A 13,132-nucleotide genomic window follows, 5' to 3' on the forward strand; every position below is an offset into this window, starting at 1 on the left:
TCGGAATTGCCAGACCGTCAGCAGACGCGTCGGCTATGGAATTGGTTCCGTTACATCGCGTAACCCGCTCGCACATTGATTCGTTGGTATGTGGAGGCCACGAACTCTATAGACGTCCAACACAGCATCTTCGTTTCCTCTACTCCCCACCCGCCGGCGCATCGAGGGGCTTCAAGGCCCGCTTTACCGCCGAGCTACACAACTCGTGAATCACCCGCATCAGGTTTCTGTCTTCACACTGCACGACAATCGTGATGGTCGTGGAATCCTTGAGACAGGTCTCCGAAGAAACGGCCGAGTAATGTATGGACACGAATCAGTCTCTACGGATCGGGAATGCGATGACCTTTCGTTCGCTCATGAACTGTTCCTGGATCGCTCCGTAAATCCGCTTGCGATAGGCGGACGCAAGATGACTTTCGACCAATTCCCGCAGATCGCCGCGCCGGGAATCTCCCTCAGGCAAGGCGTCCAGAACGGGCTGCCAGCACCCCTCCTTGGCCCACCGCGAGAATCTGACGTATACGCTGTGCGTTGACCCATAGGCCTTGGGCAGGTATTGCCAGCACGCGCCCGTCTGTGCGACCCAGAGAACGCCCTCGACGAAGTTACGCGTGCTCGACTTCTCTCCACGTGCACGGGCGCCGACCATACCGCGCAAACGATCCGCTATGAGTTCCCATTCCCTGGCCGACAAGCGGACGCCAACATGCCATTCACGCAAACTGTCCTCACTTGACTTGGCAGGGCGTCCGCGGCGACGCACAGACATTGGATTGTTATCTTCGGCAAGCATTTCCATAACCATACTCAGACTGACATTGAACTCGCTGCGACCGGGAGTACTGAGCGGAGTCACTCACAGCCTGGCCCTCCAGCGCATTCTTGGTCGCGACGAAGCAGAGTTAAATAAGAATGTTCCGAAAGTTGCCGCGTGGCGGAGTCCGTGGTCCTGGCGCAGCCGTACAGAAAGCAATCCGGCCGGAATTGATTGCGGTGAACCAAGTCGTGAACGGCCGAAAGCGCGCATATGCGCAGCACGAAGACGCGCTGTAGAATGTGACAAACAGCAAGTCGCCATATTTGTGAGATATCAATGACTATTGGAATCCTGCTAGCGGATGATCATCCAATTGTCAGCGATGCCGTCCGCCAGCTACTGGAACGCGAATCGGATCTTCGTATCCTTGGCGTTGCACGGTCAGCGCGCGAGCTGGTGGATCTTGCGGGGAGAACAAGCTGTGACATCGTGATTACCGACTTCAGTATGCCTGGGGTCGACTCGGTCGATGGACTCCCTCTCATAGCGACACTGCGTCGGCGATGGCCACACTTGGGGATCATAGTCCTCACGATGATCTCCAACCCAGGCGTCCTCCAGTCGATCCTGGATGTCGGCGCAAATGCCTTGATAAACAAGGCAGATGCCATGTCAGAGCTGGCTCTGGCGATACGAGTGATATCCCGTGACCAAAGATACGTCAGTCTGGCGACTCGAGAGCTACTGGCCAGGGCGGTGGCAGGTCCTGCCACGCACACGGTAGCGCTTTCTCCACGTGAGGCCGAGGTAATTCGCTTGTTTGCCTCGGGAAAAACCGTGACTGACATCGCCAAGCACTTCAATCGAAGTGTCAAGACCGTAAGCACCCAAAAGTTGGAGGCCATGGCAAAGCTCGGACTCAAGTCAGATCTCGAGATCTATTCCTATGCCCGCGAGAATGGCTTGCTTTCTTGAGACGTACGTTGCCTTGCTATGACGTCCTGGCCTTGTAGCGTTTCGCTGCCCGCTTTCCGTTTGCCGTCCTCACTGCCTCGGTACTGAATGTAAGCATCGCTGCGGTAGTCAGACGACCACATTTGAGGTGATTCCTCACCGTCTGCAGTGACAGGGCTGGCACGCGCGCATGAATCTGCTTGACCGTCAGGTCCTCTCCGTCAAAGCAGAAGATCTGGGCTCGCTTGAAGATTTCGTTGTATCGATCACTCTTTCGCTCGCTGACCTGATTTGACTGCAAGGGCCTGGATTCATTAGATTTAATCACTGCAATACGGCTTCCTTTGCGCATTGTTTGGCAATCTCGGGATGCGGGCATTGAAGAGGCACCTGTCAGGCCGAACCGACCCATGTCGAAGCCAAACATGTGGTCAGCTGACTCACAGCTGCTCATCTTCTTGGTGAGGGATGAAGGCTCCATGGGACGTACTTGCTCGCCGACCTTGGCACTGCCCCCCAAAGTGAGCTGTGACCACGCTGCCTGGCTCATCATCGCGGGGTAGGCGGAAATGACAGTCCATGCATCCTCCAATCAACAGCTTTAGAGAAACCGCGCGCCCCCCGACGCGCGGTGCCGCTCTCACGGCCAACGTAGCTTGAGGCGACTTTCCGGACGCGGGAATCGGAATCCTCCGATTCTTGCGCAGTTAAATTCACTTTCGATGCTTTGATTCCGCCGAACGTACTCAGACGATCTTCCGTCTCTGGTAGGACGATTCCGATGCTTGCTTTCTGGATCCCTCTCTATGGTGAGGCTAGACTCCACAAAGCATGACGCTAGGGCATCCAGCCATGCACAAGACTTCGCATCTGCGTCTCCTCCGATGCTTGATTCTGGCAGGCGCAGCCCTCTTCTCCAGCCACGCATTCTGTTGGCATCCCGAGTCCAACCTTGTGCTGTCCAGGGATGAAGCAGAATGGCGGCGTTCACATCCGATCATTCGGGTTGGCGTGTTCGCGGGTGACCACATGCCTTTTGAAGCGTGGCGAGGTGGTCAACCAGACGGCATGGCGGTTGACTACGCTCGCATGCTCGCCGGAAGAGCGGGCATGCAACTCGAGTTCCATCCCTATGCCAACTGGAATACCGCTTCACTTGGATCAGACCCGGCAGCCAGATTCGACCTACTCTTGACGCAGCCGGTGAGGCCCGACCGCATGGGCAGATTCCTCATGCTTCGTCCGTATGCTTTCACCGCTCCTGCCGTCATCATGCGAAGCAGTGTGCGTACGAAGGTCGGCAAGGTCGACCTGAGTCGGGCGACCATCGTGGTGGAGCGACGATTCAGCATCCAGGCGAGGGAAGTTCAAGCCGAGTTGCCTGAGGCCAGACTCGTCTTTGCCGATCAGGCCGACGACGCCATGAGTATGGTGGCGAGCGGAGCAGTCGATGCGTATGTCGTTCCCACTTGGGTCAGGGCGCGGGCACTGGTAAGCCGTCGTCCAACGCCTGATCTGATGTTACGAGGCGACATCCAGCTGCCTGTCTACGGAATCGCACCGGCCGTCAGACGTGACTTGCCTCTACTCGCGCAGATCCTGAAGCGTTCGGAATCCAGCATCAGTGTCCGCGAGCTTGACGAACTGCGTGCACGCTGGGGCGCTGATGATGCCAGCCGACTGGCCGTTTCCCGAAAGAAGTTCTCCAAACAGGAATCCGGGGTCCTGCAAAGCCTTTCTGTTCTTAGGATTGGCTATGAGGTTGACCGTTATCCGTATTCCTTCAACAACAACGTTGGGCAGTTCGACGGCATTGCGGCCGATTACCTTCGCATTCTCCAGACAGAACTCGACCTCAAGCTCCAGTTTGTGCCTGCAAAGGACTGGACTGACCTCCAACGTATGGTCACGGCAGGGCGAGTCGACGTCATCGTGGCCGGAACATCCAACGACTTCAGTCCCGAAGTTGTGCGTTTCAGCCAGCCCTACGAGTATTTCCCGGAGGTGATTGTGACGCGGCTTCGCGGTCCAGCAGTTGTGTCGGCGACCGACCTCGCCGGCCAGGTGGTTGCCGTGCGCTCGGAGACTGGCGTCGTGGAGCTTCTTCGTGCCCAGTTCGAGGATAGCCACATAGTTCCGGTTCCCAGCAATGAAGCTGGGCTGGAGCTGGTCGATCAAGGAAGGGCGGCAGCGTTTGTCGGAACGCTTCCGGCGATTGACGCGTTGATACGGAATCGATATGCGGGGCAGCTCCACATCGTGGGACCAGCGGGGTTCGACCAGGATCTGGCCTTTGGCGTTCGTACAGATTACGAAAGATTGCTCCCACTTTTCGACGACGTTCTGGCGTCAATGCAGGAGCGTGACAAGCAAGCCATCCGCGCTCGCTGGTTGACCTCGCAGTATCAGTATGGAGTATCCCTGCGATGGGTAGCTGCCATCACTGCAGGAGCGATCCTTGTCCTTGGCACCATCTTGTTTGCATACTTCCGCTTGCGCAGTGCAGTGCGCGCCCAGCAGGTGGCCGAACGCGGCCTGGCAAATCAGCTGGCTTTTCAGCAGGCGCTGCTGGAAACGATACCCTACGCGGTGTTCGTCAAAGACAGCGAAGGCAAGTACCTGGCAGTCAATCGTGCGTATGAATGTCAAGTTGGTTCCCCGCGGTCGGACCTCCTCGGCAGAACCATGGTCGAAACGCGCCACCTTCCCCTGCATGACATTGACGATCTGTTCGCCATAGAGAACAGCGTGATGGCCAAAGGCGAAAGCATTCGACGGGAATTGCGCCTTCCCGACGCCACGAACGGCCACCTCCGAACCATGATCCTGTGGATGCATCCATTCAGAGAGTCAATGTTGCACGGCGTTTCACTTCTCGGCACGCTCGTCGACGTCACCGAGATACGGGAAGCCGAGGCGCGCGCTCGCACTTCCGAGCAACGGTTGACGGATATTACGTCGGCCATGCCAGGAACGGTCTTTCAGATCCGACAGGATCATAACCAGAGAGTGGAGTTCACGTACCTTGCAGGAGACGTGGAAGGCTTGCTGGGCACTCATGCAGATCGGTTACTGGGAGACCAGGCACACTTCCTTGCCAAGGTCCATGAGGATGACAGGCCTGCTTTCGTCGAGGCGCTTTACCGGTCCTATCATGAGATGAAGCCATGGGGACCTTTGGATATGCGTTTCCAGGTTCGCGAGGATTGGCGATGGCTGCGTGCGGAGGGCGGCCAACCCCGAGCCCTGCCGGACTACGGCGTGGAATGGAGCGGCTACTGGATCGACACCACGCAAGCGCACCTGCAAGCGGAAGCCTTGCTGGTAGCCAAGGCACAGGCAGAAGCCGCTGCCTCGGCAAAGTCCGCCTTCCTGGCTACGATGAGCCACGAGATACGTACGCCCATGGCTGGCGTTCTCGGCCTCGTGGAACTGATGGGCCGAACGCCCCTGGACCGCGAGCAGAAGCAGATGCTCGATATGGCAAATGACTCAGCGCAGGCAATGCTGCAGATTCTTGACGACATACTGGACTACTCCCGGATAGAAGCGGGTCGCCTGAGCATCACCCACGCGGCATTCGATCCGCGCACGCTTCTGGACAGCGTCGCCGGGCTGTTCTCGGCCAAGGTCAGGGAAAAGTCACTGAAGCTCTACCTGGTAAGTGACTGGCGAGTAGCAGGTCAATTGATGGGGGATTCAGTTCGAATCCGCCAGATACTGACCAACCTGATCAGCAATGCCGTCAAGTTCACCGAACAGGGCAGCATTACTGTGACCATGTCCCTGGTGGACCACAAGCGAACGAATCAGGTGATTTCGTTTGCAGTCGAGGATACAGGTATCGGCATTGAGCGCGAGAGCCTCAAACGGCTATTTCAGCCTTTTGTGCAGGCCGAGCAGTCGACGACCCGGCGATTTGGCGGAACCGGCTTGGGCTTGGCGATCAGCCGGCGACTAGCCTCCCTGATGGGTGGTGATCTCGTACTGGAGAGCACTCCACATCTAGGTACCCGAGCCACCTTCGCGCTCTCTTTTGAAGTGGCCGAGCCGCTGCTCGCCTCGGATCAGACCAATGGCAGGCTGGTCTGGCTCGGCTGCGGCAATCCGAAGCGTGTGCCCGAACTGTCGAACTCCCTGTCTGCGCTGGGATTCACAGTGATCGAAAGCATCGACGGTTCCTGTGTAGGCGAGTTCGACGATCTTGCCCTCATTGTTGTTGATGCCGATGTCGCCGAAGCGTACAAGGTGAGGGAAGCCAACGTTCCCGTCATTCTCATCGATGAAAGCCTGGCGGGATCGCAGATGGAAGTGACTTCGGACGGCGTTCTCCTGGCCTGCAATCCCGTGCTTTGGCACGTGCTTGGTGACGCTTGCATGACCGCAATGGGTAGGCGCGAAGTGACGGTACCAATGTCTGCCCCACTCCCGGATCATGGCTGGAAAGGCATGATTCTGGTTGCCGAGGACCATCCTACTAACCGCGCCGTCATTGCCCGTCAGCTTGAGGCGATGGGCTACGATTACTCGCTGGTCGAGGATGGCCAACAGGCGTTGGACGCCATGGCTGCAATCGACTTTGATTTGCTGATCACCGACTGCCACATGCCTTATCTGGATGGGTATGCCTTGACCCGCCGCATTCGCGGACGGGAGTCACGGGAGGGTCATCTTCCGATCATTGCCCTGTCCGCCAGCGCACTTCCGGAGCAAGTGCAGCGGTGCGTCGACGCTGGCATGGATGCCTTTCTTGCCAAGCCCGTGCAGTTCGAACAGTTGAAAGAGAAGCTTGAGCATTTTCTGCCACGCTCTGTGGGTTGCTACGCGCTGTTCGAGCAGTCAGTCGGCGCCCCCCCCGAAGCAGAAGACTTGGACAAACCTTCGCAAATGATGGCTTTGTCTCAAGCATCCAACCCGATTGCTCAACTGTGTCGTGATTTCGGCAGTCAGAAGGCGGGAAGGGATCTTGCAAGGCAGTTAATTCTGACCACACATGAAGATCTGAAAATGCTGTCTGCCCTGCCCTTCAGTGCAGGCCAAGCCCGCCGTGACTTGCTTCACCGTATCGAAGGGGCCCTGCGAATCGTGAAGCTTCCCGAGGTGGAACCCATGGTGCCCGTACTGTTTCAGGATTCCTCTGCGCGTGAGGACCAAATCAGGAAACGACTCATGCGGCTCGAAGGATTCCTTTCCAGCTACGAAGCAGATCACTGACATATCTGACCAACCGGCGGAGTCTGGCCGGAGGCGGCGTACCGATGTTTTCGGAATCGTCCGATTCAAAGGACTCACTTTTGAGGCGACTCTACCTGCCATTGGAATCGACAAATCGCATGACGAATCTGTCACGGCGATGGAGCAGGTATGACACAGAAATGGTACTGGGCCGACCGCGGCCGCCTTGTTGAAATATTGCCGCGATCCACCCCGCTGCAATCAAAGTGCATTGGAATCTCGCGCATGGGCAGTCTGCGCGTCCAGGTGCAGCAGATTACCTTGGTGGCACAGTTGCGGGGAAAAAGTCGGGTCCAGGCGCTGGAGGGGCAGTTCCGTCTGCAGGCGGGTGACTGGCTGGTGCTGGATCGGGACTCGCGGCCGACCATCCAGACGGGCGCAACCGGGCTCTGCGTCGGCCTGAGCATCTGCGCCAGCGACCTTCAAGCCGCCAGCGGCGACTCGACTCGACCGCTCTACGTTGGCCGGGGAACGCTCGCTCCCGAAGAACGGCGCATGGTCATGCGCTTGTGGCGGCAGGCAATGGAGGCTGCATTCTCATCGCAGGATGGGCGCGGCCTCGATACGAGCAACTTGCTGGACTACTTCAGCGAATTGCAGCGGGACATCCATCGCGATGCGGGACGCTGCCCGGGCCGCACCAAGGCGCATCGCCAGCAGGTCTTCAGCCGTTTGCAGCGGACTCGCCTGTTCATGGAAGGCCATCGGGGTCAGCTCGTACGGAGCTCCGAACTAGCTTCACTGGCGAGCCTTTCGGCATGCTACTACTCGCGCACATTCACTGCGGTGTATGGCGAGCGGCCCCAGGCTACGGCAGCACGGATACGATTGGAATACGCCGCTGAATTGCTGGTCATGACGGCGGATCCTGTCGCCAGCGTGGCGCTGGCTGCAGGGTTCGAGAACTGCTGCAGTTTCGCACGGGCGTTTCGAGCGAACTTCGGAATGACGGCTTCGCGGTTTCGTCTGGAAAACACGCGAAGCCCGCAAGGCGCCATGCGCCGACGCACGCTAAGGCCGGACAGCCTGCTGGTCGGCATGGCCTCATCGTCGCAGGCGCGCAGCGACGTTGCACACCCGAACGACGGACGCTAGGCCTCAAGCCGAATCCAGCGTCTCCGCGGGAACACGCACGTTTCCTTCCATCAGGATGCGCGCACTGCGGCTCATGATGGCTTTGCTGACGCGCCACTGTCCGTCGTTCAGTTGAGCCTCCGCGCCCACGCGCAGTGTCCCGGAGGGATGTCCGAAACGCACGGCCTGTCGCTCGCCGCCACCGGCGGCGATGTTGACCAGGGTGCCGGGAATGGCGGCCGCTGTGCCGATGGCCACGGCGGCGGTTCCCATCATGGCGTGATGAAGTTTGCCCATCGATAGCGCACGTACGCGCAGGTCGATATCCGATGCTGCCACTTCCTTTCCGCTGGATGCCCGGTAGGGCGCGGGAGGTGCGACGAAGGCAATCTTGGGCGTGTGCTGTCGTCGCGCCGCCTCGGCCGGATGATCAATGAGACCCATGCGGACTGCCCCGCTTGCACGAATCAGTTCGAAGCGGGTCAATGCTGCGGGGTCCCCATTGATGTCCTCCTGCAGCTCACTGCCGGAGTAGCCCAAATCTTCCGCATTGAGGAAGATGGTCGGAATCCCCGCATTGATCATCGTGACGCGGAAACTGCCTACGCCAGGCACGTCCAGCGTATCGACCACGTTGCCTGTCGGAAACATCGCGCCGGCGCTGTCACCCTCCCCTTCGTCCGCGGGGTCGAGGAACTCCAGTTGCACTTCCGCGGCGGGAAACGTCACCCCGTCCAGTTCGAAATCACCGGACTCCTGGACTTGTCCGCCCTTCATCGGAACATGGGCAACAATGGTCTTGCCGATGTTGGCCTGCCAGATTCGGACCGTGCAGTGCCCCTCAAGCGGAACTCCGGCCGGGTCGACCAAGCCGCCGGCAATGGCGAAAGATCCCACGGCTGCCGACAGGTTGCCGCAGTTGCCCGACCAGTCCACAAACGCCGTGTCGATGGAGACCTGTCCAAAAAGATAGTCCACATCGTGATCGGCACGCAGGCTCGGCGAGACGATCACCACTTTGCTGGTACTGGAAGTCGCGCCTCCCATGCCATCAATCTGCTTGCCATAAGGGTCCGGACTGCCGATGACCCGCAGCAACAAGGCGTCACGAAGTGCGCCGGGTTCCTGCGCCTGTTCGGGGAGATCCTGCAGGCGAAAGAACACGCCCTTGCTGGTACCGCCCCGCATGTAGGTGGCGGGTACGCGAAGTTGAGGCAGACGCGTCATGACAGATTTCCGTGCACGGCCGATTACGCCGCCTGTGAGGAGGATTCCAGGAAGTCCTGCGCGAAGCGCTGCAGGACTCCTCCGGCTTCGTAGATGGATACTTCTTCGTCGCTGTCCAGGCGACAGGTGACGGGGACTTCCAAGCGGCTGCCATCGCGTCGAAGAATGACCAGTTCCAGGTCGGCGCGCGGCGTGCGTGCGCCCAGAACGTCGAAGGTCTCCGTACCGTCAATGCCCAGAGTGCTGCGCGTGGTGCCCGGCTTGAACTCCAGCGGCAACACGCCCATGCCGATCAGGTTGGTGCGGTGGATGCGTTCGAAGCCCTCGGCGACGATGGCCTCCACACCCGCCAATCGCACACCCTTTGCCGCCCAGTCACGCGAGGAACCTTGGCCATAGTCTGCCCCGGCGACAATCAAGAGAGGCTGCTTGCGTTCCATGTAGAGTTCAATCGCCTCCCACATGCGCATCACCAGGCCCTCCGGCTCGACGCGCGCGAGCGAACCCTGCTTCACGCTGCCGTCCGGATTGCGCACCATTTCATTGAACAGCTTCGGGTTGGCGAAGGTGGCGCGTTGCGCGGTCAGGTGATCGCCGCGGTGGGTGGCATAGGAGTTGAAGTCTTCCTCCGGCAAACCCATCTTGGCCAGGTACTCGCCTGCGGCACTACCGGGCAAGATCGCGTTCGAAGGAGACAGGTGATCGGTAGTGATGTTGTCACCCAGCACCGCAAGCGCGCGCATCCCCCGCAGGGTCCGCTCGCCCGCAAGCGCGCCTTCCCAATACGGCGGGCGACGTATGTAGGTACTCTGCGGGCGCCAGGCATACAGGGGTTCGACCCGCGCACCAGTTTCCACGCGCACGTTGAACATCGGGTTGTAGATGCGACGGAACTGATCGGGCTTGACCGCTGCCTTGACCACCGCATCAATCTCGGCATCGCTGGGCCAGATATCCTTCAGGCGGATTTCGCGTCCCTGGTGAACGCCCAGCACATCCTTCTCGATGTCGAAACGGATGGTGCCGGCAATCGCGTAGGCCACCACCAACGGCGGCGAAGCCAGGAATGCCTGCTTGGCATAGGGATGGATACGCCCATCGAAGTTGCGATTGCCTGACAGCACGGCGGTGGCATAGAGATCGCGATCAATGATTTCCTGCTGGATGGCAGGGTCCAACGCTCCCGACATCCCGTTGCAGGTTGTGCAGGCAAACGCCACGACGCCGAACCCCAGTTGTTCGAGCTCACTGGTTAGTTGCGCCTCATCCAGGTACAGCGCGACGGCCTTGGACCCGGGAGCCAGGGACGACTTGACCCAAGGCTTGCGCGTCAGCCCCGCGCGATTGGCGTTGCGCGCCAGCAAGCCAGCGGCGATGACATTGCGGGGATTGCTGGTATTGGTGCAACTGGTTATGGCGGCGATGACCACGGCGCCGTCAGGCATCAGGCCGTCGGCCTCCTGCTGACGGGCTGCTTCAAGGTTGCCGGCAATGCCCTTCTCCGCCAGATCGGCGGTCGCCACACGTGCGTGCGGATTAGAAGGGCCCGCCATGTTGCGCCCCACGCTGCTCAAGTCGAAATGCAGACTGCGCTCGTACTTCGCGCCTTCCAGCGCTGATGCCCACAGTCCCGTGGTTTTGGCGTAGTGCTCCACCAACTGCACCTGCTGTTCTTCACGACCGGTCAGGCGCAGATAGTCCAGGGTCTGTTGATCGATGAAGAACATCGCCGCCGTGGCGCCATACTCCGGCGCCATGTTGGAAATCGTGGCCCGGTCACCCAGGGTAAGCGCCGCCGCGCCCTCGCCGCGAAACTCCAGATAGGCGCCCACCACCTTCTGCTTGCGAAGGAACTCGGTCAGCGCCAGGACGATGTCGGTTGCGGTGATGCCGGGCTGCGGTTTTCCTGTCAACTCGACGCCGACGATGTCGGGCAACCGCATCCAGGACGCGCGTCCGAGCATCACGTTCTCCGCCTCCAGCCCACCCACGCCGATGGCGATCACGCCCAGCGCGTCAACATGCGGCGTATGGCTGTCGGTGCCCACGCAGGTGTCGGGGAAGGCGACGCCCTGCCGTACCTGGATCACCGGCGACATCTTCTCCAGGTTAATCTGGTGCATGATGCCGTTGCCTGGCGGAATGACCTCCATGTTCTCGAAGGCATGTCGCGTCCACTCGATGAAATGGAAGCGGTCTTCGTTGCGCCGGTCTTCGATCGCGCGGTTCTTGGCGAACGCATCGGGATCGTAGCCGCCACATTCCACGGCCAGCGAGTGATCGACGATCAACTGCACCGGCACGACTGGATTGACCTGCGCCGGGTCACCACCCTGATCGGCGATGGCATCGCGCAAACCTGCCAGATCCACGAGCGCGGTCTGCCCCAGGATGTCGTGGCATACCACGCGCGCCGGAAACCAGGGGAAGTCCAGGTCGCGTTTGCGTTCGATCAGCTGCAGCAAGGCGGCATCGAGCATGACCGGGTCGCAACGGCGCACCAGGTTCTCCGCCAGCACACGCGAGGTGTAGGGCAAGGCGTCGTAGGCGCCGGGCGCGAGTGCTTCGACAGCGGCACGCGCGTCGAAGTAGTCCAGAGACGTATCCGGCAGGGGTTTTCGGTATTGGGTATTCATGGCTGCGCGACGTGGTGCTGACGTGGGCGTGGCGAGAATCGGGAGCCGGCGGGACCGTATCCGGCCCCGCCAGAACGGTTCAACCGCGCTGATCGATGGGGACGAAGACCAGGTTTTCCGGTCCGGTGTAGTTTGCGCTCGGACGGATGATTTTCCCGTCGATGCGCTGCTCGATGATGTGCGCGCTCCAGCCGCTGGTGCGGGCAATGACGAACAATGGCGTGAACATCGCGGTCGGCACGCCCATCATGTGATAGCTCACGGCGCTGAACCAGTCCAGATTGGGGAACATCTTCTTGATGTCCCACATCACCGTTTCCAGGCGTTCGGCAATGTCGTACATCTTGGTGCTGCGCTGCTCGTCGGACAGTTCCTTGGCCACCTGCTTGATCACATCGTTGCGCGGATCGCCCACGGTGTAGACCGGATGGCCAAAGCCGATGACCACTTCCTTGCGCTCCACCCGTGCCTTGATGTCGGCCTCGGCCTCATCCGGCGTTTCGTAGCGTTTCTGCACTTCGAACGCCACCTCGTTGGCGCCGCCGTGCTTGGGCCCACGCAATGCGCCAATGGCGCCGGCGATGCACGAATGCAGATCGCTGCCGGTGCCGGCGATCACCCGGGCGGTAAAGGTGGACGCATTGAACTCATGCTCGGCATACAGAATCAGCGAGGTGTGCATGGCGCTGACCCAGGAATCGCGCGGCTTCTCACCATGCAGCAGATGCAGGAAGTGGCCACCAATGGAGTCGTCATCGGTTTCGACCTCGATGCGCTTGCCGTTGTGGCTGTAGTGGTACCAGTACAGCAGCATCGAGCCGAGCGAGGCCATCAACTTGTCGGCGATGTCGCGCGCACCCGGATGGTTGTGATCATCTTTTTCCGGTGCGACGCAGCCCAGCACGGATACACCGGTACGCATCACGTCCATCGGGTGCGCCGACGGCGGCAGCTGCTCCAGCGCGGCTTTCACCGCCGCCGGGACTCCGCGCAGGGCTTTGAGCTTGGCCTTGTAGCCAGCCAGTTCGGCGCGGTTGGGCAGCTTGCCGTGCACCAGCAGATAGGCGATTTCCTCGAACTCGCTGGCTTTGGCGAAGTCGAGGATGTCGTAGCCACGGTAGTGCAGATCGTTGCCGGTACGGCCGACCGTGCACAGCGCAGTGTTGCCTGCGGCCGTGCCACTGAGCGCAACGGATTTCTTGGGTTTGAAGGTGACAGCGGATTCGGACATTGCAGGAACCTCGGG

General features: G+C 60.1%; 7 protein-coding genes. 3 read left to right on the forward strand and 4 right to left on the reverse strand.

Going from position 1 to position 13,132, the window contains the following annotated elements; all coding sequences use genetic code 11:
• Window positions 1-316 precede the first annotated feature (316 nt).
• Window positions 317-802: a transposase gene (locus B5X78_RS04310; RefSeq protein WP_176140773.1), complete on the reverse strand. Its 486-nt coding sequence runs from the start codon at window positions 800-802 to the stop codon at window positions 317-319.
• Between the two features lie 294 nt (window positions 803-1,096).
• On the opposite strand from B5X78_RS04310, the gene B5X78_RS04315 reads away from it, so the two are divergent.
• The 3 genes from B5X78_RS04315 (at window position 1,097) to B5X78_RS04330 (ending at window position 8,044) form a co-directional block, all read left to right on the forward strand.
• Window positions 1,097-1,735, forward strand: coding sequence for a response regulator (locus tag B5X78_RS04315; RefSeq protein ID WP_079723228.1), 639 nt, complete (start codon window positions 1,097-1,099; stop codon window positions 1,733-1,735).
• A gap of 831 nt (window positions 1,736-2,566) precedes the next feature.
• Window positions 2,567-6,928: an ATP-binding protein gene (locus tag B5X78_RS04325; RefSeq protein WP_176140774.1), complete on the forward strand. Its 4,362-nt coding sequence runs from the start codon at window positions 2,567-2,569 to the stop codon at window positions 6,926-6,928.
• A 150-nt stretch (window positions 6,929-7,078) separates the two neighbouring features.
• Window positions 7,079-8,044 carry a helix-turn-helix transcriptional regulator gene (locus B5X78_RS04330; protein WP_079723231.1) on the forward strand — a complete coding sequence of 322 codons (966 nt, stop codon included), beginning with the start codon at window positions 7,079-7,081 and terminating at the stop codon, window positions 8,042-8,044.
• Window positions 8,045-8,047: 3 nt separating this feature from the next.
• Here B5X78_RS04330 and prpF read toward each other — a convergent pair whose 3' ends face one another.
• The 3 genes from prpF to prpC form a co-directional block, all read right to left on the reverse strand.
• The gene (gene prpF / locus B5X78_RS04335; RefSeq protein WP_079723232.1) at window positions 8,048-9,250 is read right to left on the reverse strand and encodes a 2-methylaconitate cis-trans isomerase PrpF; all 1,203 of its coding nucleotides are present in this window, start codon (window positions 9,248-9,250) and stop codon (window positions 8,048-8,050) included.
• A gap of 23 nt (window positions 9,251-9,273) precedes the next feature.
• Window positions 9,274-11,886 carry a Fe/S-dependent 2-methylisocitrate dehydratase AcnD gene (acnD, locus tag B5X78_RS04340; RefSeq protein WP_079723233.1) on the reverse strand — a complete coding sequence of 871 codons (2,613 nt, stop codon included), beginning with the start codon at window positions 11,884-11,886 and terminating at the stop codon, window positions 9,274-9,276.
• A gap of 79 nt (window positions 11,887-11,965) precedes the next feature.
• Entirely contained in the window at window positions 11,966-13,117 is a 1,152-nt protein-coding gene (gene prpC / locus B5X78_RS04345) for a bifunctional 2-methylcitrate synthase/citrate synthase (protein ID WP_079723234.1), read from the reverse strand.
• Between the last annotated feature and the right edge of the window lie 15 nt (window positions 13,118-13,132).

Origin of the sequence: Pseudoxanthomonas indica (assembly GCF_900167565.1) — a bacterium.
GTDB classification, from domain to species: domain Bacteria; phylum Pseudomonadota; class Gammaproteobacteria; order Xanthomonadales; family Xanthomonadaceae; genus Pseudoxanthomonas_A; species Pseudoxanthomonas_A indica.

Excerpts from the sequence above, each read along its gene's own strand:
- B5X78_RS04310 (WP_176140773.1), bottom strand. The coding sequence starts at position 802 with ATGGAAATGCTTGCCGAAGATAACAATCCAATGTCTGTGCGTCGCCGC.
- B5X78_RS04315 (WP_079723228.1), top strand. The coding sequence starts at position 1,097 with ATGACTATTGGAATCCTGCTAGCGGATGATCATCCAATTGTCAGCGAT.
- B5X78_RS04325 (WP_176140774.1), top strand. The coding sequence starts at position 2,567 with ATGCACAAGACTTCGCATCTGCGTCTCCTCCGATGCTTGATTCTGGCA.
- B5X78_RS04330 (WP_079723231.1), top strand. The coding sequence starts at position 7,079 with ATGACACAGAAATGGTACTGGGCCGACCGCGGCCGCCTTGTTGAAATA.
- prpF (WP_079723232.1), bottom strand. The coding sequence starts at position 9,250 with ATGACGCGTCTGCCTCAACTTCGCGTACCCGCCACCTACATGCGGGGC.
- acnD (WP_079723233.1), bottom strand. The coding sequence starts at position 11,886 with ATGAATACCCAATACCGAAAACCCCTGCCGGATACGTCTCTGGACTAC.
- prpC (WP_079723234.1), bottom strand. The coding sequence starts at position 13,117 with ATGTCCGAATCCGCTGTCACCTTCAAACCCAAGAAATCCGTTGCGCTC.